The sequence below is a fragment of the Demequina aurantiaca genome (assembly GCF_050598105.1).
Classification (GTDB): domain Bacteria; phylum Actinomycetota; class Actinomycetes; order Actinomycetales; family Demequinaceae; genus Demequina; species Demequina aurantiaca_A.
Window position 1 is genome coordinate 2,377,033 of sequence record NZ_CP192436.1, and the last position, 22,874, is coordinate 2,399,906.

Annotated in this window: 20 protein-coding genes; 13 read left to right on the plus strand and 7 right to left on the minus strand. The window is 68.2% G+C overall.

Going from position 1 to position 22,874, the window contains the following annotated elements; genetic code table 11:
- Positions 1 to 256: 256 nt before the first annotated feature.
- Positions 257 to 1,804: a DNA recombination protein RmuC gene (gene rmuC / locus ACQU6B_RS10815; RefSeq protein WP_430867561.1), complete on the plus strand. Its 1,548-nt coding sequence runs from the start codon at positions 257 to 259 to the stop codon at positions 1,802 to 1,804.
- A 507-nt stretch (positions 1,805 to 2,311) separates the two neighbouring features.
- On the opposite strand, the gene ACQU6B_RS10820 is transcribed toward rmuC, so the two are convergent.
- Positions 2,312 to 3,295: a 4-hydroxy-3-methylbut-2-enyl diphosphate reductase gene (locus tag ACQU6B_RS10820; protein WP_430867562.1), complete on the minus strand. Its 984-nt coding sequence runs from the start codon at positions 3,293 to 3,295 to the stop codon at positions 2,312 to 2,314.
- Here ACQU6B_RS10820 and xseA point away from each other — a divergent pair.
- Entirely contained in the window at positions 3,294 to 4,775 is a 1,482-nt protein-coding gene (xseA, locus tag ACQU6B_RS10825) for an exodeoxyribonuclease VII large subunit (RefSeq protein WP_430867563.1), read from the plus strand. The genes ACQU6B_RS10820 and xseA overlap by 2 nt on opposite strands.
- 210 nt (positions 4,776 to 4,985) lie before the next feature.
- On the opposite strand, the gene ACQU6B_RS10830 is transcribed toward xseA, so the two are convergent.
- Positions 4,986 to 5,423 (minus strand): hypothetical protein, encoded by a 438-nt coding sequence (locus ACQU6B_RS10830; protein WP_430867564.1) that lies wholly within the window; start codon positions 5,421 to 5,423, stop codon positions 4,986 to 4,988.
- An 85-nt stretch (positions 5,424 to 5,508) separates the two neighbouring features.
- On the opposite strand from ACQU6B_RS10830, the gene ACQU6B_RS10835 reads away from it, so the two are divergent.
- The 4 genes from ACQU6B_RS10835 to ACQU6B_RS10850 all read left to right on the plus strand — a co-directional run bounded on the left by ACQU6B_RS10835 (position 5,509) and on the right by ACQU6B_RS10850 (position 9,655).
- Positions 5,509 to 5,808, plus strand: coding sequence for an exodeoxyribonuclease VII small subunit (locus ACQU6B_RS10835; protein WP_430867565.1), 300 nt, complete (start codon positions 5,509 to 5,511; stop codon positions 5,806 to 5,808).
- On the plus strand, positions 5,801 to 6,751 hold the full coding sequence (locus tag ACQU6B_RS10840) for a carbohydrate kinase family protein (RefSeq protein WP_430867566.1): 951 nt from the start codon (positions 5,801 to 5,803) through the stop codon (positions 6,749 to 6,751). The genes ACQU6B_RS10835 and ACQU6B_RS10840 overlap by 8 nt, the downstream gene beginning before the upstream one ends.
- Positions 6,752 to 6,811: 60 nt before the next feature.
- Complete coding sequence (locus tag ACQU6B_RS10845; RefSeq protein ID WP_430867567.1) at positions 6,812 to 8,203, plus strand: class II fumarate hydratase; 1,392 nt, start codon at positions 6,812 to 6,814, stop codon at positions 8,201 to 8,203.
- Positions 8,204 to 8,341: 138 nt separating this feature from the next.
- A complete protein-coding gene (locus ACQU6B_RS10850) occupies positions 8,342 to 9,655 on the plus strand; it encodes an NAD(P)/FAD-dependent oxidoreductase (protein ID WP_430867568.1) in 1,314 nt (437 codons plus the stop codon).
- A 56-nt stretch (positions 9,656 to 9,711) separates the two neighbouring features.
- Here ACQU6B_RS10850 and ACQU6B_RS10855 read toward each other — a convergent pair whose 3' ends face one another.
- Positions 9,712 to 9,978, minus strand: a complete 267-nt coding sequence (locus ACQU6B_RS10855) for a metal-sensitive transcriptional regulator (RefSeq protein ID WP_430867569.1) — start codon at positions 9,976 to 9,978, stop codon at positions 9,712 to 9,714.
- Between the two features lie 320 nt (positions 9,979 to 10,298).
- Between ACQU6B_RS10855 and ACQU6B_RS10860 the strand changes: the two genes are divergently transcribed.
- On the plus strand, positions 10,299 to 11,975 hold the full coding sequence (locus tag ACQU6B_RS10860) for an FAD-dependent oxidoreductase (protein ID WP_430867570.1): 1,677 nt from the start codon (positions 10,299 to 10,301) through the stop codon (positions 11,973 to 11,975).
- A 162-nt stretch (positions 11,976 to 12,137) separates the two neighbouring features.
- Here ACQU6B_RS10860 and ACQU6B_RS10865 read toward each other — a convergent pair whose 3' ends face one another.
- The 4 genes from ACQU6B_RS10865 to hemE form a co-directional block, all read right to left on the minus strand.
- On the minus strand, positions 12,138 to 13,286 hold the full coding sequence (locus tag ACQU6B_RS10865; protein WP_430869239.1) for a ferrochelatase: 1,149 nt from the start codon (positions 13,284 to 13,286) through the stop codon (positions 12,138 to 12,140).
- Positions 13,287 to 13,372: 86 nt separating this feature from the next.
- Positions 13,373 to 14,047: a hydrogen peroxide-dependent heme synthase gene (gene hemQ, locus ACQU6B_RS10870; protein WP_430867571.1), complete on the minus strand. Its 675-nt coding sequence runs from the start codon at positions 14,045 to 14,047 to the stop codon at positions 13,373 to 13,375.
- 84 nt (positions 14,048 to 14,131) lie between these two features.
- Positions 14,132 to 15,526: a protoporphyrinogen/coproporphyrinogen oxidase gene (locus ACQU6B_RS10875; protein ID WP_430867572.1), complete on the minus strand. Its 1,395-nt coding sequence runs from the start codon at positions 15,524 to 15,526 to the stop codon at positions 14,132 to 14,134.
- A complete protein-coding gene (gene hemE, locus ACQU6B_RS10880; RefSeq protein WP_430867573.1) occupies positions 15,526 to 16,623 on the minus strand; it encodes a uroporphyrinogen decarboxylase in 1,098 nt (365 codons plus the stop codon). The genes ACQU6B_RS10875 and hemE overlap by 1 nt, the downstream gene beginning before the upstream one ends.
- 61 nt (positions 16,624 to 16,684) lie before the next feature.
- Here hemE and ACQU6B_RS10885 point away from each other — a divergent pair, with 61 nt between their 5' ends.
- From ACQU6B_RS10885 to ACQU6B_RS10910, 6 genes are all read left to right on the plus strand, one after another.
- Complete coding sequence (locus ACQU6B_RS10885) at positions 16,685 to 17,971, plus strand: glutamyl-tRNA reductase (RefSeq protein ID WP_430867574.1); 1,287 nt, start codon at positions 16,685 to 16,687, stop codon at positions 17,969 to 17,971.
- A gap of 538 nt (positions 17,972 to 18,509) precedes the next feature.
- Positions 18,510 to 18,761 (plus strand): hypothetical protein, encoded by a 252-nt coding sequence (locus ACQU6B_RS10890; RefSeq protein WP_430867575.1) that lies wholly within the window; start codon positions 18,510 to 18,512, stop codon positions 18,759 to 18,761.
- A gap of 97 nt (positions 18,762 to 18,858) precedes the next feature.
- A complete protein-coding gene (locus ACQU6B_RS10895; protein ID WP_430867576.1) occupies positions 18,859 to 19,854 on the plus strand; it encodes a FecCD family ABC transporter permease in 996 nt (331 codons plus the stop codon).
- A complete protein-coding gene (locus ACQU6B_RS10900; RefSeq protein ID WP_430867577.1) occupies positions 19,851 to 20,882 on the plus strand; it encodes a FecCD family ABC transporter permease in 1,032 nt (343 codons plus the stop codon). The genes ACQU6B_RS10895 and ACQU6B_RS10900 overlap by 4 nt, the downstream gene beginning before the upstream one ends.
- Positions 20,879 to 21,697, plus strand: coding sequence for an ABC transporter ATP-binding protein (locus tag ACQU6B_RS10905; protein ID WP_430867578.1), 819 nt, complete (start codon positions 20,879 to 20,881; stop codon positions 21,695 to 21,697). Before ACQU6B_RS10900 ends, ACQU6B_RS10905 begins: the two co-directional genes overlap by 4 nt.
- Before the next feature lie 45 nt (positions 21,698 to 21,742).
- Positions 21,743 to 22,825, plus strand: a complete 1,083-nt coding sequence (locus tag ACQU6B_RS10910) for an ABC transporter substrate-binding protein (RefSeq protein ID WP_430867579.1) — start codon at positions 21,743 to 21,745, stop codon at positions 22,823 to 22,825.
- Positions 22,826 to 22,874: the final 49 nt, after the last annotated feature.

Consider the following 22,874-nt stretch of genomic DNA (forward strand, 5'->3'; position numbering starts at 1 on the left):
ATGGACCGTCACTGGCCAGTCGGTTTGGGGTGAACGACCGGCCGGGATTCTCACGGAAATTTATCCGCTGTACGTACAAGGGTAAGAAACTTAAGGTAACAAACGTATTTCGACCCCGCTCAAGCACCCAAATCGTGCCCAAACTGTGACAAACGTCACACCCAAAGAGTCCGTTTGGACTCGGTGGCGCTCTTGAGCGGACGGAGTTCGGGCCGAATAGGGCTACGTGTCGGTGCCGCATGCCAGAGTGATGGCCATGAGCGAAGTAATAGTAGGAGTGCTGGCACTGTCCGTCGGCGTCGTGGTCGGGTTTCTGGTCGCGTCGCTGCGAGCGGCGCGAGGGGGCGGAGAGGCCACCGAATTGCGCACGGCCGCCGCGGTCGAACGCGCACGCGCCAACACCCTCGAGGAGCGCGTTGCCGAGACTCGCGCCGTGGCGGATCGTCGCGAACAACAGTTGAGTGCCGAGCACGAGCGCTACGTGGCCGATCTTCGCGCCGAGCACACCCGGTACGTCTCCCTGGTCCGCGCGGACCAGGAGGTACTTAGGGAACAGTTCAAGTCGCTAGCAGGGGACGTTCTCAAGTCCAACAACGAGCAGTTCCTCGAGGTCGCGAGCGAACGCATGAAGCGGGCGCAGCAGGTCAGCGACGCCGAGCTCGCCAAGCGTGAAGAGTCCGTCAAGCGACTCGTGGAACCCATGGCGAAGGCTCTCGAGGACGTTCGCCGGCAGACCACCGACGCGGACAAGGCCAGGGCCGAGGGACAGAGCACGCTGAGCGAGCAGGTCCGCCAGATGGTCGCGGCCTCGGACAAACTCGACAAGAGGACCTCCGACTTCATCAACACTCTGCGCAGGTCTGACGTGCGCGGAAACTGGGGTGAGGTGCAACTGCGTCGGGTGGTTGAGCTCGCAGGAATGGTCCAGCACGTCGACTTTGAGGAGCAGGAGAACGTACGCGACTCGGAGGGCAAGAACCTCCGTCCCGACATGACGGTCAAGCTCGCAGGCGGGCGCACCATCGTGGTCGACTCCAAGGTCGCTCTGTCCGCGTTACTCGAGGCCTTCGAGACCGAGGATGAGGCCGTGCGCGCGGACAGGCTCCTCGCTCACGCGAGACACGTCAAGAAGCACGTCGACGACTTGTCCGGGAAGAAGTACTGGGACCAGTTTGCGTCCGCGCCAGAGTTCGTCGTGATGTTCCTGCCCTCGGAGGCGTTCTACCAGTCAGCCCTCGAACAGGACCCCGCTTTGCAGGAGTACGCCTTTGGCAAGAACGTGGTGATCGCGACTCCTACGACCCTGGTGGCGATGCTACGGACAGTCGCGCACGCCTGGCGGGAGGACACCCTCGCGCAGAACGCGCAGCAGGTCCTCGCCACCGGCAAGGACCTCTATGAGCGGCTGTCCGTGATGGGCGGTCACCTCACCAAGGTGGGCAAGGCTCTCGATAGCGCGAGCAAGGCCTATAACTCGACCGTCGCTTCGATGGAGTCGCGCGTCATGGTCAGCGCGCGCAAGTTTGGCGAGATGCAGGCGATCTCTGCGGAGATTCCTCCGAGCGTGCCCGCGGAGGTGGACGTGCGGCAGATCTCCGCGCCAGAGTTCTCCGAACGCGCCGACGGCAACGCACCTCAGACGACCGGCGAGCCAGAGAATTCAGAGTTGGCACCGACCAACCAGGAGAAGTCAGGGTTGGCGCCCGACAATCAGGAGAAGTCAGAGTCGGCCCCGACCAAGCCTGTGGGTTCAGGGTTGCGGCTGGGCCGTCCGGAACTAGTGCTGCCGACAGAGTTCAGCTGACATCCACCGTTCCACCAACCCGCATCACCTCTGCGCCGATCCCCCTATGGGTCTGATTTCGCACACTCTCAGCGTCACCCGCACCCTGTGGGTCCGATTTGGCACGCCCTCAGCCCCGCGAGCATCCTGTGGGTCTGATTTGGTACGCCCTCAGCCTCGCTCGCACCCTATGGGTCCGATTTGGCACGCCCTCAGCCTCGCTCGCACCCTATGGGTCCGATTCGGCACGCTCAGCCTTCCCCGCACCCCATGGATCCGGTGTCGCGCACTCGGGACCAGGCGTAGCGAAGTCTGTGGGTCGATAGAGTGCGGCCGCCACTCTTGCCTCGCCAGAGTGGAGCAACACCGCACCGACCACTAGGAGAGTGCGTCAAATCTGACCATCAACGCATCAACCGCTAAAAGAGCGTGCCAAAACGGACCCATAGGGGGTCGGGAGCGGGAGTGAGGCTGGGAGCGGGACTTAGGTAGAGGTAGAGGCGGAGTCAGAATCTGCGACAGGCGGGACTAGGCCCGCATCGCGTTTTCCGCTTCCTTCTCCTTCAGGTCAGCACGAATCTCGCGCGGCAGCGAGAACATCAGGTCCTCGGTCGCGGTCCGCACCTCTTCGACGGTCTCGTATCCTCGGCCCGCCAGCAGGTCGAGCACGTCGCGCACCAGAATCTCGGGCACCGAGGCGCCAGAGGTCACTCCAACGGTCGTCACTCCGTCGAACCAGGCGTCTTCGATCTCGGTCGCTCGGTCCACGCGGTACGAGGTGCGCGCGCCGTATTCGAGCGCCACCTCCACCAGGCGCACAGAGTTGGACGAGTTGGCGGAGCCCACCACGATCACCAGGTCGCAATCGGGAGCAAGCTTCTTGACGGCCACCTGGCGGTTCTGGGTGGCGTAGCAAATGTCATCGCTGGGCGGATCCTTGAGTTCGGGGAAGCGGGCGCGCAGTCGCTTGACCGTCTCCATCGTCTCGTCAACGGACAGGGTGGTCTGCGACAGCCACACCACGTTCGACGGGTCGGGAACCTCGACCGTGTCGGCCTCGTCGGGCGAATTCACGATGATGGTGTGCTCAGGAGCCTCGCCTGCGGTGCCCTCAACCTCTTCGTGGCCCTCGTGCCCGATGAGCAGGATGGTCTGATCCTCGCGCGCAAAACGCACTGCCTCCTTGTGCACCTTGGTGACCAGCGGGCAGGTGGCGTCGATGGAAAGCAAGTTGCGATCATCGGCCGCCTGGCGCACCGCCGGGGACACACCGTGCGCGGAGAATACGACGCGGGCGCCTTCCGGAACCTCGTCCGTCTCCTCGACGAAGATCGCGCCGCGATCGGACAACGTCTCGACTACATACTTGTTGTGCACAATCTCTTTGCGAACGTAGATGGGGGCGCCGTGCAGCTCTAGGGCCTTCTCGACCGCGATTACCGCGCGGTCAACACCGGCGCAGTATCCGCGCGGAGCGGCTAGCAGGACTCGCTTTTCAATGGTGTCGGACATGACACCCATCCTACGTGGCACGCTAGGAGGCGTGACCGAAGCATCGAGAGCCCACGTTGGCCCGTCCTATGGCGGCAGCGCATCCACCTCCGGCTCGGCGGGCGCAGCGCCTGGAGAGCCGCAGCGCGCGACGACATTGCCCGAGGTAGCGGCGCAGACCAGCGCCGAGAACCCCTGGCCGGTTCGCCACCTGAGCCCCAAGATCGGGGCGTACATAGCCAAGATGTCGCCCGTGTGGGTCGAGGGCCAGGTCCTCAACGTCAAGAGATGGAAGCACATGGTGTTCCTCACCCTGCGCGACACTCAGGAGAACATGTCCCTCAAGGCGACCCTGCCCGCCAAGGAGGTCGATGCGCTTGGCATCGACCTCACGGACGGCGCCCGCGTCGTCATCCACGCGAAGCCGGACTGGTGGACCAAGAACGGCGACCTGCAGATGGCCGGCAAGCAGATCCGCACCGTCGGCCTGGGAGACCTCCTCGCGCGCATCGAGATGCTCAAGGAGTCGCTCGCTGGCGAAGGGTTGTTTGACGCTGACCGCAAGGTTCCGCTCCCCTTCGTCCCCAACCTTGTGGGGCTCGTGTGCGCCAACCAGGGTGACGCCGAGCACGACGTGATCGAGAACGCGCAACGCCGCTGGCCGTCAGTACAGTTCGAGATTCGTCGTGTCACCGTCCAGGGCGTCCGATGCGTCCCCGAGACCAGCGCCGCCATCGCCGAACTCGACGCTCACCCCGGAGTCGACGTGATTGTGGTGGCCCGCGGCGGCGGTTCCCTCGAGGACCTGCTGCCCTTTAGCGACGAGAAACTGATCCGCGCGGCCGCCGCGTGCCGCACCCCACTGGTCAGCGCCATCGGCCACGAGAAGGACTCCCCGCTACTGGACCTGGTCGCCGACTACCGAGCCTCGACGCCCACGGACGCGGGAAAGAGAATCGTCCCCGATGCCGCGGAGGAGCTCGCCGCCATCTCCCGTGCGCGCATGCTCATGCGAGCCGCCGTCGAGTCCAAGCTGGACCGCGAGGCCAGCGGCCTGGAGTCGTTCCTGACGCGCCCGGTGCTGCGCAACCCCCACGCCCTGATCACGCCACACCTCGAGCACCTCGCCCGCGCACGTCAGGCCTCCGGCGGAGCACTGGTGAACATCCTGGGCCGTGCGGAGGCACGCACGCGAGAGCTTGCCGCCAGCATGCGAGCCCTGAGCCCGCAATCCACCCTCGACCGTGGCTACGCGGTGGTGCGCGACGCGCAGGGCGCAGTACTCCGCGACGCGGACGAGGTGGGAGCGGGACAGCAGCTCAGCGTGCGGCTGGCGCGGGGCGAGTTCGTTGCAATCAGCGCCCCCGGGTTGCCAGGGGCTCGCCCGGAGGGCGGCCCGGCGGCCAAGAAGTCCCCTGTCCGGAAGAAGCCCGCCGCATCCGCTGCCTCACCGAAGGCTAAGCGGGCCACGAGCGAGAAGCCGCCCGCGGGGTCTAAATAGCCAGTTAGATCGACGCCTCCCCCGGCACGACGCCTCCCACGGCACGACGGCACGACGGCGCGCCTCCTTGGCCGCACGCGACGCGCACGAAGTACGAACGCGACGCTTTCACACGAGGAACGGCGAAATGAGGCGCCCTCCCCCAGGAAGACGCGCGCCTCACTCCGTTGTGACACGCGCGCCGGCTCTGAACCGGCGACGGAGGTCGCGCTACTTGGACCCGAGGCCCACCATGCCGAGGATGCCCGACTTGCCCTTGCTTTCTGACAGTCGCTTGCGAGCGGATGCGGAGTAGTCCTTGGTGCGCTGACGCCCGAGCTTGGAGATGATGCGGTCGGGGACGGCGGGATTGGCGATGAGTGCGGAAATAACCTCGTGCGCCTTGTCACCGGCCAGATCCTCGAAGATCTCCGGAGGCATGTCGGGGCGCTCGTTGCGGGCGACGCCTGCGCGAACCGCAGGGGACTCGTCCGTCAGCAGCCGTAGGAGTGACGTGAGCGGGGTGTTGATGCGGGCGCCGACGGCGGCGCGCACCTTGGCCTCGGGAGAGCGTGCAAGCTGAGCCAGTTCGCCTTCGGAGAGTGCCTCCGGCACGGCGCTGGAGAAACTGGCGTTGGCTGTCTGCATCGAGTAGTTATCGCTGAACATGTTCTTTCACCTCGTTGTGAATAGAAAATCCTGTGCTCATTGAGAGGGGGCACCTGCCCAGTTATGACGCGGTAGCGTAGAACCTGTGAAAATCACCACAGACGACATCGCCGCGCTCAGCTACGAAGCAGCCCGCGATGAGCTGATCACGATCGTCGCGAAGCTCGAGACCGGCTCGGCGACTCTGGACGAGTCGCTGGGCCTCTGGGAGCGCGGCGAGGCACTCGCCGCCCGATGCCAGGAACTGCTCGACGGCGCGAGGGACCGCATCACCGAAGCCCGAGGCGACGCCGATGCTGCGGATGCCGGCGTCATCGCGGTGGTCTCCCCGGATTCGCCGGCCGGCGCGGAAAGCGCCTCCAACACGGAAGAAGACCATGCCTGATAGCCCACACGCACGTCACGCCACTCACGCGCTGATCATCGGGGAGGCCCTAGTCGACGTGGTGGTGCGCCAGGACGGCACGTCGAGCACGCACCCCGGCGGCTCGCCCGCCAACGTGGCAATCGGGCTGGGCCGCTTGGGCCGCGACGCGGAGCTGCTGTGCTTCATGGGCGCCGACGCCAACGGCGAGGTGGTCCGCGACCACGTCGAGGCATCGGGAGCACACCTCGTGGCGGGATCGCAGTCCGCGCCGCGGACCTCGGTGGCGACCGCGACCCTGGACGCCTCGGGTGCCGCGTCCTACGACTTCGATCTGACGTGGGCCATCGCCGCCGATGCGCTGCCGCGCGAGGAGCCCCTCGTGGTGCACACGGGCTCCATCGCCGCAGTCCTCGCCCCCGGCGCGGCCGACGTCCGCCGCCTGATCTCAGCCAATCGCGACGCTGCGACAATTACGTACGACCCCAACGTCCGCCCCACCCTGATGGGCACCCCCGACGAGGCGCGTCCTGCGATCGAGGACACCGTCGCGCTCGCCGACGTGGTGAAGGTCTCCGACGAGGACCTCGAGTGGCTCTACCCCGATCGCGACGCGACCTCCAGCGCCCGGGCCTGGGCTGCTTCCGGCGGCCCCAGCCTCGTCGTCCTCACCCGCGGCGGAGACGGCGCGAGCGCCTTCACGCACGATGGCCGCGTGGTCGACGTGTCCGCGCCCAAGGTCACCGTCGCCGACACGGTAGGGGCAGGCGACTCGTTCATGGCGGGACTGATCGACGGCCTCTGGTACTTCCAGCTGCTCGGCGCCACCCGCCGCGACAAGCTTGCCGCGATCGAGACCGGCGATATCGAGCAGATCCTGACTCGTTGCGCACGCATCGCCGGAATCACCGTCTCGCGTCCCGGTGCCAACCCACCCACCGCGTGGGAACTGGGCGAGGGCTAGCCAGAACTGGGCGCGTGTTAGCCGTCCCCCGCATCGTCCGCGCCTGACACAATGGGTGCCATGGACGACTACCGCATCGAACACGACACCATGGGCGAGGTCAAAGTCCCCGCCACCGCCCTCTACCGCGCTCAGACCCAGCGCGCAGTGGAGAACTTCCCGATCTCGGGGATCACGCTTGAGCGACGCCACATCGAGGCCCTCGCCCGGGTGAAGAAGGCCGCCGCCCGGGCCAACGCCGAGCTGGGAGTCCTTGACCACGACATCGCCTCGGCGATCGTCGACGCGGCCGATGCCGTGGCCGCCGGGGATTACGACGATCACTTCCCGATCGACGTGTTCCAAACCGGGTCGGGCACGTCGTCAAATATGAACACCAACGAGGTCATTGCGACGCTCGCGACTCGAGACCTGGGCAAGGACGTTCACCCGAACGACCACGTCAACTGCTCGCAGTCGAGCAACGACGTGTTCCCCACCTCGGTGCACGTCGCGGCGACCTCCGCGCTGGTGAACGACCTCACCCCCAAACTAGAGACCCTCGCGGCCTCGCTCGAGGCCAAGGCCGTCGAGTTTTCCGAGGTCTACAAGTCCGGCCGCACGCACCTCATGGACGCGACCCCCGTCACGCTCGGCCAGGAGTTCGGCGGCTACGCTGCCGCGATTCGCTACGGCATCGAGCGCCTGCAGGCGGCACTGCCCCGCGTCGCCGAGGTCCCCCAGGGCGGCACCGCGGTCGGCACCGGCATCAACACCCCCGCAGGTTTCCCGCAGCGTGTGATCGAGCTGCTGGCCCAAGACACCGGGCTTCCCATCACCGAGGCGCGCAACCACTTCGAGGCGCAGTCCGCACGCGACGGCCTGGTGGAGCTTTCCGGCGCGCTTAAGACCATCGCGGTCTCGCTGACCAAAATTTGCAACGACCTGCGCTGGATGGGCTCCGGCCCCAACACGGGACTGGGCGAGATCTCGCTGCCCGACCTGCAGCCCGGGTCCTCGATCATGCCCGGCAAGGTCAACCCCGTGGTGCCCGAGGCCGTCCTGATGGTCTGCGCGCGCGTCATCGGCAACGACGCCACCGTGGCCTGGGCCGGCGCCTCCGGGTCGTTCGAGCTCAACGTCCAGATTCCCGTGATGGCACTGGGAGTGCTCGAGTCGATGCGCCTGCTCGGCAACGCCTCCGAGGTCCTCGCCCTGCGCACGGTGGACGGCATCACGGCAAACGTCGAGCGCGCTCGCTTCCTGGCAGAGGCATCGCCCAGCATCGTCACGCCACTGAACCGCGTCATCGGCTACGAGAGCGCCTCCAAGATCGCCAAGCACGCGGTCAAGGAGGGCCTGACGGTGCGCGAGGCCACCATCGCGCTCGGCTTTGTGGAGCGCGGCGAGATCTCCGAGGAGCAGCTCGACCAGCTCCTCGACGTCACCACCATGGTGGGCGAGAACCGCTAGCCGACTGCAGTCGTCCCGGTCGCCGATGCGGCCGGGAGAACGCACCCCTTCTCGCCGCACCCCTCGTCACCGCATCGTCCCCTCGCGCCGGGAAGGAATCAGGCCCTCGCCCTGTTGCCCCTAACGGAGGCGATTTTCATGGCACGCAAGAGGATTTTGATACTCGGCGGCGGTTACGTCGGCCTATACACGGCGTTGGCGCTGCGTCGACGCGCGGACCGCAAGACCAGGATCATTCTGGTGGACCGCCGCGCCTACATGACCTATCAGCCGTTCCTGCCCGAGACCGCGGCCGGCTCGATCGAGCCTCGTCACGCCGTGGTGCCGTTGCGGCGCGAGCTCGCGGGCGTGCGGGTGATTCAGGGCAAGATCACGGAAATCAACAGCGCCGACAAGCGCGTCCACGTGACGTCCGACGTGGGCGACGACAAGTCGATCGAGTACGACGAGCTAGTGCTCGCGCTGGGCTCCGTGTCGCGCACGCTTCCCATCCCGGGACTGAAGGAATTCGGCATCGGCTTCAAGTACGTCGAGGAGGCCATCAACCTGCGCAACCGCGTCCTGGGACGCCTCGCGCGCGCCGCCTCCACGGACGATGCTGAATTGCGCCGCCGCCTCCTCACCTTTGTGTTCGTGGGCGGCGGCTTCGCCGGCGTCGAGGCCTTCGGCGAAACCGAGGACATGGCGCGGGCGGCCCTGCGCGACTTCCCCGACCTCAGCCCAGCTGACCTGAGATTCGTCATGGTCGAGATGCTCGACGGCATCCTGCCCGAGATGGGCGAGGGCATGGGCGAGTACGCACTGGAAGAGTTGCGCAGCCGCGGCATGGAGGTCTACCTGGGCACCAAGCTGGTGAGTTGCGTGGACGGTCGCATAGAGCTGTCCGACGGTCAGAAGTTCGAGGCGGACACCCTGGTGTGGACCGCTGGGGTGAAGCCCTCGCCGGTGCTCGCCGGCTCCGACCTGCCCCTGGGACCCAAGGGACACGTGAACACCTTGCCCACGCTGCAGGTCGCCGACGAGGACGGCAAGGTGCTCGACGGGGTGTGGGCCGCGGGCGACTGCGCGCAGATCCCGGACCTCACCAAGGAGCAACCGGCGTGGTGCGCGCCGACCGCGCAGCACGCGGTGCGCCAGGCCCGGCTGCTGGGAGACAACCTCGCACGCAGCATCGACGGCAAGCCACTACGCGAGTACAAGCACAAGAACCTCGGCATGGTCGCGTCCCTCGGGCTCAACGAGGGCGTCGCCAACATCATGGGCGTGAAGCTGCGCGGCTGGCCCGCCTGGTTCGCCCACCGGACCTACCACATGTCGCAGATACCCACCTTTAACAGGAAGGCGCGGGTGGTCCTGGACTGGACGACGGCGGTCTTCTTCCGCCGTGACCTGGTCTCGATGGGTCGCCTTCACGAGCCGCGCCGCGCCTTCGAGGAGGCCGCGGACAGCTAGCCGATGCGGCCGATAGTCGTGCTCGGGGGCCTTGCCCCCGAGCGGGGAGGCCTGGGCTAGGCGAGAGCCATGAACAGCTTCTCGAGTCGCGCCATGTTCTCGGTGCGAGCCTCGCCGTCCGGCTCGCTCATGCACTCCTGAATGCCCGCGGACATCACCGCAAAAGCAGCTCGGTCGAGGGCCTTCGACACTGCGGCGAGCTGGATGACGATGTCCTCGCACTCGCCACCCTCGTCAACCCGTCGGATGACTCCAGCGAGCTGACCCTGCGCGCGCTTCAGTCGGTTGTTGATCTTGCGCGTTGCTTCCGCGTCGAGTTCCATGTACCCGCTTCTCCTACCCTCGGCCTCGCCGCCACACCCTCGTGTCACGGCGTCCCCGGACATTATCGACCAAAGATCCGCGAGACAAAAGAAGCGGACTTCTCTGCCTCGTGGCCCTGGCAACGCTGAGACGCGGGGACGTTCCGCATCACACTATCGACATGTTGGCCGCATCCGGTCCAGGTGGTCTTGCCGCAACGGCCGCACGCAATGGGACTGCACATAATTTCTCCTTAGTTGTTTTGGTTCTGACGTGACGAAATATACCCCTGGGGGTATAGTGATGGCAAGCGCAACAGCCAATCAATGTGAGGAAGAACATGAAGGTCATCATCGTGGGCGGCGTCGCCGCCGGAATGTCAGCAGCTACGCGGCTTCGTCGCCTGGACGAGCAGGCGGAGATCATCGTCGTCGAGGCCGGCGCGCACGTCAGTTACGCGAACTGCGGGCTCCCGTACTTCGCGGGCGGCATCATCGCGGATCGCGACGCGCTGCTCCTGCAGACCCCCGAGTCCCTGCACGCCCGATTCCGCCTGGATGTCCGCACCCACCAGCGCGTCACCTCCATCGACACGACCTCCAAGCAGGTCACCATCACCGGCGCCAACGGCGACACCTATACCGAGTCATTCGACTCACTCATTCTTAGCCCTGGAGCGAGCCCCGTGGTCCCGCCCGTTCCCGGCATCGACCGCGCGCTGACCCTGCGCGACGTGAGCGACGTCGACGCGCTCGTCGCTTCTATGGTCAACGCCCAGAGCGCCGTGATCATCGGCGCCGGGTTCGTGGGGCTGGAGGTCGCCGAGAATCTCGCACACCGCGGCATCGACGTGACGGTCGTGGAGCTTGCGCCGCAGGTGCTCGCCCCTCTCGATCAGGAGATGGCCATCCGCGTCCAGGACCGACTCACTGACCACGGAATACGAGTGTTCACCTCCGCGCAGGTCACCGCGGTCGCGTCCGCATCGGTCACCGTCACCACGACCGACGGCGACTTCGAGGTGCCCGCGGACGTGCTGGTAGCGGCCATCGGCGTGCGCCCCGAGACCGGCCTGGCCCGTGACGCTGGCCTCGAGCTGTCGCCCATGGGCGGCATCCTGGTGGACGACCACCTCCGGACCAGCGCGCCCGGCGTGTACGCGGTCGGCGACGCCGCATCGAAGCGGGACGCCCTCGGCATCGGCGACGCCACCACCCTCATCCCCCTTGCGAACCTAGCGAACCGCCACGGCCGCCACGTCGCGGACGTCATCGCCGGCAATGCCGCGCCGATGCGTGCGTCGATCGGCACCGCCGTCGTAGGGATCTTTGGCCTCACCGCGGCGACGACCGGGCGCAACGAGCGCCGCCTCATTGCCGAGGGACGCAACTTCGAGGTAATTCACGCCCACCCGGCTCAGCACGCCGGCTACTACCCCGGCGCGACGCCGCTCGCCATGAAGCTGCTGGTCGACTCCGACACCGACCTGATTCTGGGCGCCCAGGCCGTGGGCGAGGACGGCGTGGACAAGCGCATCGACGTCATCGCCACCGCCATCATGGGCGGCATCCGCGCGTCCGAGCTCATGGACCTCGAGCTCGCCTACGCACCGGCCTACGGGTCAGCGAAGGACCCCATCAACATGCTCGGCTACATCGCGGACAACCGCCGCACGGGCGCCACTCCATCAATGCAGTGGCACCAACTTGAGGCTGCCATGACCGACAGTCCCGGCGACGCGATTCTGGTCGACGTACGCACCGCCGCGGAGTACGCCGCCGGCAGTGTCGAGATACGCGGCCTGGCCTCCGTAAACATCCCGCTCGACTCGCTGCGGGACCGAGCAAGCGAACTTCCTGCCGGCGCGAAGGTGATTGTGCACTGCCAGGTGGGCCAGCGCGGCCACACGGCCGCGCGACTGCTCCGCTCGCTAGGGCACGACGCGGTCAACCTTGACGGCGGCTACCTCACGTTGCGCGACGGCATGCGGTCGCGCAACGTCTTGGCGACCGTTTAGACGGACCGAGGGACCGCGACCGCCAAGTCCCGACTCACGCTCGCGGTGCATTCAGGACGGACAAGCTAGCGACTTGTCCGCCTGCGCGCACCCACGTGCACTCAGACGGAAACCAGTCCGGTAGTCCGTCGGGGCCGCACATGAGCGCACCGCTGTCCGTCCCTACGCCAGCGCTTGCGCCTGCGCGACCACGGGGCGCAGCTCGCGTCCCAGGCAGCAGTCGGCCGGACACACGTCCTGCCACGGGCCCAGGTCGCTCAGCGACTTGCGCTCGGCGCCGTCTGGCGCATCAGCGGTCGCGTGACGCTCCTCGACCAGGTCAATTAGCCCGGAGACAAACGCGGGGTCGATGCCGACGGTCGGCACGCGCACCGCTGCCAGGCCGCGCTCGGCGGCGGTCTCCAGCGCCTCGGTGTCCAGGTCCCACTTCACTTCCATGTGGTCGGACACGAAGCCGATGGGCGAAATGACCAGCCCGGTCACGGACTCGGGCAGCGCCACAATCGCGTCGTTGATGTCGGGTTCGAGCCACGGCATGTGCGGCGCACCGGAGCGCGACTGGTAGACCAGTGACCACTGCGCCTCGGGAAATTCCTGCGCGACGGCGGCCATGATCAGTCGGGCCACGGCCCGCTGCTGCTCGGCGTACCAGCCGCCTGCCTCACCCGTCGCGACCGGAGTGCCGTCGGGCAGTCCCTCGCGGGGACCGGAGGCATCGGACGCGCTCAACGGGATCGAGTGCGTCGCAAACATCACGTGCGGGGCGGCGTCTCCGTCAGCCGCACCGTCGCGCCCGGCGGCCAGCTCTCGCAGCCCGCCCAGCACCGCGTCGATGTTGGGGTTCACAAATCCTGGGTGGTCAAAGTACTGACGCACCTTGTCCACCTCGATCTTGCCCTCGAGCCCGGCATCGGCGATGGCCTTGGCCAGGTCCTCGCGGTACTGGCGGCAGCCCGAATAGCTGCTGAACGATGCGGTGACCAGCGCGAGCAGCCGCGTGTGGCCGTTCGCGTGGGCGTCCTTGAGCACGTCGGCGAGGTAGGGGTCCCAGTTGCGGTTGCCCCAGTACACCGGCAGGCCGAGCCCGCGCGCGGTGATCTCCGCCTCGAGCGCCGCCTTGAGGTCGCGGTTCTGCTGGTTGATGGGGCTCACGCCGCCGAACGCGCGGTAGTGGTGAGCCACCTCCTCGAGCCGCTCGTCGGGGATGCCGCGCCCGGCGGTCACGTTGCGCAGGAACGGAATTACGTCGTCCTGGCCCTCGGGCCCGCCAAAGCCAGTCAGCAGGATCGCGTCGTACTCGCGCGCGGGCATGGTGCGCTGAGCGGCGGCGAGCGGCGCGCAGGATTCACTTGCGGCCGATGCGGTGGCGTCGTTCAGCGACGCGGCTTCGTTCTGGTTCACGACGCAAGGACCTCCACGGCCTCGGCGGTCTCCATGCGGCGACCGGTGTAGAACGGGAGTTCGTCGCGCACGTGCATGCGGGCGTCGGTGTAGCGAAGCTCACGCATCATGTCGACCAGGTCGAGCACGTTGTCGGCCTCCATCGGCAGCAGCCACTCGTAGTCTCCGAGTGCGAAGGCGCTGATGGTGTTGGCGACGACGCCCTTGAACGCGGCGCCCTTCATGCCGTGCTCGCGCAGCATCCGCGAGCGGTCCTCCTCGGGCAGCAGGTACCAGTCGTACGAACGCACGAACGGGTAGACCGTCAACCAGTCGCGGGCGTGCTCGCCGCGCAGGAAGCCTGGCACGTGCGCCTTGTTGAACTCCGCGGGGCGGTGAACGCCTGCCGCTGACCAGGTCAGCTCGGTGTCCGCGAGCAGTTCGGTGGCGCGCAGTTCGCGCAGCGCGAGCTGCAGGTCGGCCAGGTCGGGTCCGTGCAGCCACAGCATCACGGTGCCGTCGGCACGCATGCCGGACACGTCGTAGATCCCGCGCAGAGTCACGTCGTGCACGGCGAGATCCGCAACCGCCGCGTCGAAGTGCTCGACCACGTCCGCGAGCGCCTCGTCAGGGGCGTCGAGCAGGCCGTCGAGGACGGAAAACAGTGCAAAGCCATGGGGTTCATCAGTCATGCCTCAAGTATCCACCTGCCCGGTGTCCGGGCGAAACGCGACCGGGCGCGTTCACCGCCAGCGCAATGGGCTCGATGGCTCCCATCAGCGGTAGTCGGCCACCGCATCGGCCGCGACGATGGCCGCGATGCCGCTGAGCCCGGCCGCCGAGGCCACCAGGTGCAGGCCAGGCGCGGTGTTGAGCGAACCCACCTTGGCGGGTGCGGCATCGTGCCATTCCACCTGGCTGGTGGCCACCACCTGGTCTGCCAGGATATTTACGCCGAGCAGCCTCGAGGCGTCCTCGATCGCGTGGCCGACGACGCTCTCGCCCTGTTCGACCGAGTAGGACAACCGCAGCACGTGTCGGTGCGGGTGCTCAGCCGTCTGCACCTCGCGTGCCAGCCAGGCCCACTTGGCCGTCGCGTGGGTGAGCGCCTTGGCCCGCGTCACGCCGCCGGCTACCAGCACCCCGGTTCCGCGCGGGGCATCGTCCAGCGCGGGCGCGTCGACCACGAGCGTGACGAGCGCGACAAACTTGTCGTCCGTGTCCGGGCGACGGATCATGTCCGGCTGAAGTTCGTGCGCGGCGGCCCCCGGGATCGCGATGGTCACGCCATCGGCCTTGAGCGTCCGCGCCACCCCCAGCCCCTTGGCATCGATGTGCACGCGCCATCCTCGGGCGTACGGCACCACGGCCGATGCCGGCGAGTTGACGCGGATGGTCACGCCGAGGCTCTGCACCTCGGCGGAGAGCGCCGCGGTCAGGCGCGCGACTCCCCCGTGGATTCCCTGGACGGCGCTGCCGGCGGCGCTGACAGCCCTGCGCGAGCGCGCGGCCTTGATCAGGCTGCCGTGGCGCTCGACGTCGCCGGGCAGGCCGGGCGCGATCGCCGCGAGCGGCAGGTCCTCCAACGCGCGCGAGTAAATCCCTGAGATCACTGGCCGCATCAGCAGGTTCACGGCCTTGGCGCCCAAGCGCTCGCGGGCGAGCTTGCCCACAGTCACGTAGGGATCGACCGTGCCGATGGGTCGGTAGATGTCGCACGATGCGCGAATCGCCCCGCGCCATCCCAGGATCGCGCGCACGTCGCGGCTCAGTGGCCGTAGGGGAATTCCCAGCCAGCCGGTCTTGGGCAACGGGTACGAGCGGCGCGGCGAGACCACCCAGGCGGGAGCCACCTCGGGCGAGACCACGGCATCGGCGAGGCCCATTTCGCCCAGCAGCGTCGCGACGGACCCGGCGCGCGTCGCGAACGACTCCGCCCCGGCGTCCAGGTCGAATCCGCCCACTACGTGGCTCGAGACCCGGCCGCCCAGCGAGTCGGACTCCTCCAGCAGAGTGACCTCCGCGCCGCACAGCGCGAGGTGGCGCGCCGCGAGCAGGCCGCCGATGCCTCCGCCGACCACCACCCATTTCTTGCGAGGGAGCGGGCCGAAGTACCCACGCCTCTCGTCGGCAGCGGGCGCGGGACCTTCTTTGTCTCCGGTGACGGGCATCAGCCGTTGTCGTGGACGAGGTCCACGATGCGCTGCAGCGAGTCGGGGTTGGTGTGGGGCGGCACTCCGTGGCCAAGGTTGACCACGTGGCCTGGGGCCTCGGCGCCTCGCCGCAGCACGTCGGCCACGTGGGCCCCGAGTACGTCCGCGGGCGCCGGCAGCAGCGCGGGGTTGATGTTGCCCTGCAGCGGGAAACGCCCGCCCAGTACAGTGTTGGCCTCGTCCAGCGGCGTCCGGTAGTCGACGCCAAGGACCGTGGCCCCGGCATCGGCCATCGCGGTCAGCAGGTGCCCGCCGCTCGCCGCGAAGTGCACGCGCGGCACCGGCAGGTCGGCCACGTGGTTCAGCGCGAGCGCCGAGCCGGGCGCGCAGTGGGCGACGTAGTCCGCCACGGACAGCGAGCCCGCCCACGAGTCGAACAGTTGCACGGCCGATGCCCCGGCCATCACCTGCGCGCGCAGGAACAGCCCGGCGGCGGTCGCCGTCCAGGTGGTCAAGGCGTCCCACACGTCTGGGGCGGTGAACATGAGCTCACGCGCGGCGAGGTGGTCGCGGCTGGGCTTGCCCTCGACCATGTAGGCCGCCAGGGTGAACGGCGCGCCCGCAAATCCGATCAGCGGGGTGGTGCCGAGCTCCGCGACCGTCATCGCGACGGCCTGGCGGATCAGGTTGAGGCCGGTGTCGAACTCGCCGCCGTCGGCCGGCGCTCCCAGGTCGGGCAACGCCTCGACGTCCGCCATCGTGCGGATAGGTCGGTCAAAAACGGGTCCTACGCCGGGCGCGATCTGGACCCCGACCCCGGCAATCTTCATCGGGACGACGATGTCGGAGAAGAAAATAGCGGCGTCCACCCCGTAGCGGCGCACCGGCTGGAGCGTAATTTCCGAGGCCAGCTCGGGGGTCAGGCACGCGTCGAGCATCTTGGTTCCCTCGCGGGCGGCGAGGTATTCGGGCAGCGAGCGCCCGGCCTGCCGCATGAACCACACCGGCTTGTGCGAGGGGGTTCGCCCCTCATAGGCGGCGATGAGCGGGGAATCTGAAGTGAGTCCTGCGGCCTTGGGGTGGGCGGCGGGCAGGGATCCGGCGAGAACTGTCATGCCCCAATTCTGCCTTGTCCCGAAGCCGTGTGAGAATAGTCGGGTGGTATTGATGTCATTAGTGGCCAGTCACCACAACCGCGACCTCGCCGTACTGGAGCAATTGAGTGTCGGCTCCGACAGGCTTGGGGCAACGGTTGTGGCCAATGAGCCCTCCGTGCACGCCGCCGTGGTGCTCCCCACGTGCAATCGCTTCGAGGTGTACCTCGAGGCAGATGATCCTGTCGTGGCGCGCGCCGCCGTGACGCGCACACTCTCCGAGCTCACCGCGCTCGACGCCGCAACCGTCGACTCGGCGCTGGTCTCCTTCGTCTCCGACGACGCCGTGCAGCACCTCTTCTCCGTCTCCACCGGCCTCGAGTCCATGGTGGTTGGGGAGCGGGAGATCTCCGGCCAAGTGCGCCGCGCCCACGCCGATGCGCAGTCCGGCGGCCACCTCACTCCTCGCCTCGATCGCCTCTTTCAGTCCGCGCTGCGCACCTCGCGCGTGGTCGCCTCCTCCACCGGCCTCGGCACCTCCGGCCGCTCGGTGGTCTCCGTCGCCTTCGACCTGGCCGATGCCACCGTCAACTGGTCGGGCGCACGCGCGCTGATCATCGGCACCGGAGCCGTCGCCGAGTCCAGCGTGGGCGTCCTGCGCGGACGTGGCGCCGAGGTCGCGGGAGTCTTTTCCCCGTCCGGCCGCGCCGAAACCTTTGGTGCCGCCCACGGAGTCGCACCCGTCGCGCTCAGGGACCTGCCCGCGGCGCTGGGTGCCGCGGACATCGTGCTGGCCTGCTCGGGCGGCGAGTCAATCGTGTTGACGCCGGCCCTGGTCGCCGCGGCGCGCGCGAGCTCGAATGCGCCGCTGACCATCATCGACCTTGCCCTGCACCACGACGTCGCCCCCGGCGTCGCGCAGTTGCGTGACGTCCACGTGGTGGACCTCACCACCGTTGGCGCCCACGCTCCCGAGGAGTCCCTGAACTCCGTCGAGGCCGCGCGCTCCATCGTGGCTCACGCCGTCGCGCGCTTCGAGGCCGGCGAGGACGCCCGCGCCCTCGACCCCGCGGTGGTCGCGCTGCGCGAGCACGTTTTCGGCCTGCTCGAGCGCGAGGTCACGCGGATCCGACCCGGAGCGGGCGCGGATCCGGGGGCCATCGCCAACGCCGATGCCACCGAAGCCGCACTACGCCGCTTCGCCAGAACCCTTCTGCACACCCCCACCGTGCGCGCCCGCCAGCACGCCGAGGCCGGGTCCGAGATGGCGTACGTGGATGCGATCCAGGCGCTCTACGGCATCGACGTGGCGGTGCCCAACGACGCGTGCCCCGCCGAGGGCATCGACGCGGAGTCGCCTCACCTCTAGACCAGCGGGCCCGGTTAGACCAGCAGGCCCGGCACCATGGTAGGTGTCCCACATTTTTTCGTGCGCTAAATGTGGCGCCTCTCCCTGCCGTCCCGTAGGTTTCTCGTGGAAGCACAACTGCGTGCTTGTCGGAGAGCGAAAGCCGGGCCACTATGGACATTCACACGGGAACCCCTGGGCCCCGCTCCGTCATGCGTCGCATCGCGGCGCCGGCGCGATAAGGCAGCACGCGTGAACACGATCGCGTGGCTCGTCGTCGTCGGCGGGATCTCGGGCTTAGTGGTGGTGGAGTACGCCGCTCTCTCCGTCAGCCGGCTGCGCGCGGCGATCTTTCGGGTTGCGGTCGGGATGCCGCCCCTTCTGGTGCTATTTCTCCTATCGCGCGACGAGAGCGTATCGAGTTGGCCCATTCGGGTTTTCTGGGCCTCGCTAGGCGTAGGGATCTGGCTAATGCACCTTGCAAAAAGGCGCAATGTGTCCTGGCCACGGACCAGGCAGCCCTCCCATGCGTCCGCAGCACAGTAGGGGCCCGGCACGCATGACGTGGCACCCCAAGCTCCTGTGGCAAATGCCTCTCGCCGCGCTCGTGATGGCCGCAGTCGGAATGGCCTTTCAGTACCTGCTCAGCTTAATATTCACGACTCAACCCCCGTGGAACACCTCGCTCGTGCTCATCATGGCGGCAGTCGGGCTATACGGGCGCTATGCCGACCACAACTCGCGCACCGCAAAGCCCAGCGCACGCCGTCGCAACACGCGGGAACTAGGCACAAAATGGCGAGTTGATTAACAACACGACCTTGTTGCAATAATCCTTCTGGATGGGTTAGGTTAGGCATACCTCACCAGGCGCCAGCGAAGCGCGCCCCCACCCGTTCAGGAGTCCGATGCGCAAGCGCGCCCTCGTTGCGATTGTCGCGGCCGTCGCCCTCGTGGTGATGATCGGGCTGTCGCTCGCGGTCGGCTCCCGCGCCATCGACCCGGGAACCGTGTGGGACTCGCTGTGGTCATTCGACACCGCCAACGCCGACCACCTCATAGTGCGCGAGCTGCGCATGTCTCGCACCATGATCGGCATCCTCGCGGGCGCCGCGCTCGCCGTCGCGGGCGCGCTCATGCAGGCGCTGACCCGCAACCCGTTCGCCGACCCCGGCCTGCTGGGCATCAACGCCGGCGCCGCCCTCGCCGTAGTGATCGGCATCGCGACCGGCACAGCCTCCAGCTTCACGGGGCAGATCTGGCTGTCGTTCGCCGGCGCCGCCGTCGCCGCGGTCCTGGTCTACGCCGTCGGCGCACGCGGCAACTCAACCGGGGCGCCCGTGCGGCTGGCGCTGGCCGGCGTCGCCCTCACCGCGCTGCTCAGCTCCGTCACCTACGGGATCCTGACGGTCTCGCAGTCCACGCTCAACGAGTTCCGCTTCTGGGTGGTCGGCTCGCTGAGCGGCCGCCAGGGCAACGACATCACGGTGCTGGTCGTGGTGGTTGCCGTCGGGCTCGCCGTCGGCTTCCTGGCCGCGCGCTCTCTCCAGGCCATCTCCCTCGGGGACGATGCCGCCGCGGCACTGGGGGTTCGCATCGGCCTCACGCGGGTCGTGGTCATCGCCGTCGTCACGCTGCTGGCGGGCGCCGCCACCGCCGCCGCCGGGCCCATCGTCTTCGTCGGGCTCGCCGTGCCCCACCTGGTGCGCGCCCTGGTGGGCGCCTCGCTGCCCTGGTTGCTGGTCATCAGCGCGATGGGCGGCGCGATTCTGCTGCTGGCGTGCGACGTGATCGGGCGCGTAATCGCCCAGCCGTCGGAGATCCCCGTCGGCATCACCACCGCCGCCATCGGCGGCCTCGTGTTTGCGCTGCTGTCGCGCCGCATGAAGGTGGTCGAGCTGTGAGGGTCGTGCGGCTCGGGCCGTACGGGGTTGTCACCCACACCCGCGTTCTCATGGTGGGCTGGGCGCTGCTCGCCGCCGCGGTGGTGCTCGCCGTCATGGCCCTGACCATCGGGCCCGCGGACGTGAGCTTCCTGGACTCGCTGCGCGCCGCCGTCGGCATCCGCACGGGCGGCTCCGCCGACTTCATCGTGGGCCAACTGCGCGCGCCGCGCACCTACACCACCGCGCTGATGGGGGCCATGTTCGGGCTCGCAGGTGCGCTGCTGCAGTCCATCAGCCGCAATCCGCTCGCCTCCCCCGACTTCATCGGCATCAGCGCGGGCGCGGGAGCTGGCGCCGTCGCCGTCATCGCCTTCGTGGGCGCGTCGTCCACCCTCTTCCTCGCGGGCGGGGCCGCCGCGGGCGCGCTGTTCGCCGCCGCGCTCATCACCGCCCTGTCCTGGCGCAGGGGAATCGTCCCCCTGCGGTTGATCCTGACCGGAATCGGCATCGGCTTCGTGGCCACCGCCGTCAGCCAGTACTTCCTCACCATCGTCAACATCAACGTCGCGGACCAGGCGCTGACGTGGCTGGTGGGCTCGACCAACGCACGCACCTGGACGCATGTGACCGTCGCCCTGGTCGTGCTCGCGGTCCTAGCTCCCGTCGCGCTGCTGCAGGCAAAGGCGCTGCGGACCATCGAGATGGGCGACGACACCGCAAGTGCCCTGGGCGTCAACGTCCAGCGCTCACGCCTGATCATCGCGCTGGTGGCCGTGCTCCTCACCGCCGGCGCGGTCGCCGTGGTGGGGCCCGTCGGCTTCATCGCGCTGGTCGCCCCCGCGCTGGCCCGGCGCCTCACCCGCTCGGCTGGCGCCACCCTGATTCCGTCGGCCCTCATGGGCGCGACGCTGGCCCTGGCCGCAGACTTCGCCGCGCAGCACGCGACCGGCGCAATGCAACTTCCCATCGGCATCTACACGGCCGCGATCGGCGCTCCCTACCTACTGTTCTTGGTGTGGCGCGCATCCCGAGGAGAACAGTCATGACCAGACTCGAAGCGCACAACGTCACGCTGTCCTACGGCTCCCACGAGGTAGTCCACCAGGTCAGCGCGCAGATCCCCGACGCCAAGATCACCGCGATCATCGGCCCCAACGGCTGCGGCAAGTCCACGCTGCTGCGGGCCCTCGCGCGGCTGATGGCCCCCGCATCGGGAACCGTGGTGTTGGACGGCAAGTCCATCCGCGACATCCCCACGCGCGAAGTCGCCACCCGCATCGGCCTGCTGCCTCAGGCCCCCATCGCACCCGCCGGAATCACCGTCAAGGAGCTGGTCGCGCGCGGACGCACCCCGCACCAGAAGATGCTGCGCCCGTGGAGTCCCGAGGACGAGTCGGTGGTGTTCTCCGCGCTGTGCTCGACCGCGCTGGACGACATCGGCGGCTCGGTGGTGGACGAGCTGTCCGGCGGCCAGAAGCAGCGCGCATGGATCGCGATGGCGCTCGCGCAGGACACCCCGCTAATGCTGCTCGACGAGCCCACCACGTACCTAGACATCGCGCACCAGTACGAGGTGCTCGATCTGCTGTATCGCCTTCACAAGCGCCAGCAGCGCACCATCGTGATGGTGGTGCACGACCTAGACCAGGCCGCGCGCTACGCCGACCACGTGATCGCGATGTCCCGCGGGCGCATCGCCGCTCAGGGCAAGCCCGGCGACGTCCTCACCACCGATCTGCTCCGAGACGTGTTCCGGCTCGACGCGCGCATCATCGACGACCCCGTCACCCACACCCCCATCATCGTGCCCGCAGCGGGCCCCGGCGGCGGCCCCGTCGACATGGGCCACCGCCACGACTAACTGTCCTCACCCCCAACCGGCTTGATCAATAGAAAGGCACCACCAATGCGCACTTCCCGCACTCTCGCCACGGCCGCAGTCGCGGCCGCGGCCGTCGCCGCACTCACGTTGGCCGCGTGCTCGTCCTCGGACGAGGACTCCGCCGCGACCTCCGCGACGGCCACGCCCGTCGCATCCGCCTCCGCGGACGCGAGCGCCTCCGCCTTCCCCGTGACCGTCACCGACATGTACGGCGACGTCACCATCGAGTCCGAGCCGCAGCGCGTCGTGACCATCGGCTCGCGTGAGCACGAACTGCTGTACTCGCTGGGCGTCGCTCCGGTGGCCGTTCCCGAGAGCTGGCAGGGCTACGCGAACGGCACCGGACCCTGGGCCGAGGAGGCTCGCATCGCAGCCGGCGCCGAGCCGGAGACGTTCCCCACCGGCGAGCTCAACTACGAGGTCATCGCCTCGTACGAGCCCGACCTGATCGTGGGCACCTACGCGGGCCTCACCGAGGACCAGTACTCCGCGCTATCCGCGATCGCCCCCACGCTCGCGCAGACGGCGGACTACCCCGCGTACGGCATGCCGCTCGACGAGGAACTCCACCTCATCGCCCAGGCGGTCGGCAAGACCGACGAGGCCGACGCGGTCATGGCTGACATCGACGCGCAGTTCGCCGATGCTCGCGCCGCGCACCCCGACTTCGAGGGCAAGACCGGCGTGGTCGCCTTCTACTACGACGGCAACCCGGGCGTGTATCACTCGACTGATAACCGCAATCAGTTCCTCGCGAGCCTCGGCCTCGAGGTGGACTCCCTGGACGAGTACGTGAACGACCAGTTCTACATCACCGTGAGCGCCGAGCAGCTGGACCTGCTGGGCGATTACGACACCGTGCTGTGGCAGACGGCCACGACGCCCGAGGTACAGGCCACCATCGAGTCGCTCCCGCTGTACCCGGGCCTCGGCGTCACCGAGAACGGCGGCAACGTCTGGATCACCGAGCCCGTGCTCGAGGGCGCGTTCTTCGCGAACAGCCCCTCGTCCATCCAGTACAGCCTCGACGCGCTCGTGCCCCAGCTGGCCGCCGCGCTCGACGGCGACCCCGCCACCGAGGTGCCCGCGTACTCGGACGCCTCCTAGCTTCATCGGCGCCGGTCGACTCCCTCGACCGGCGCCGCGCCACCACCGC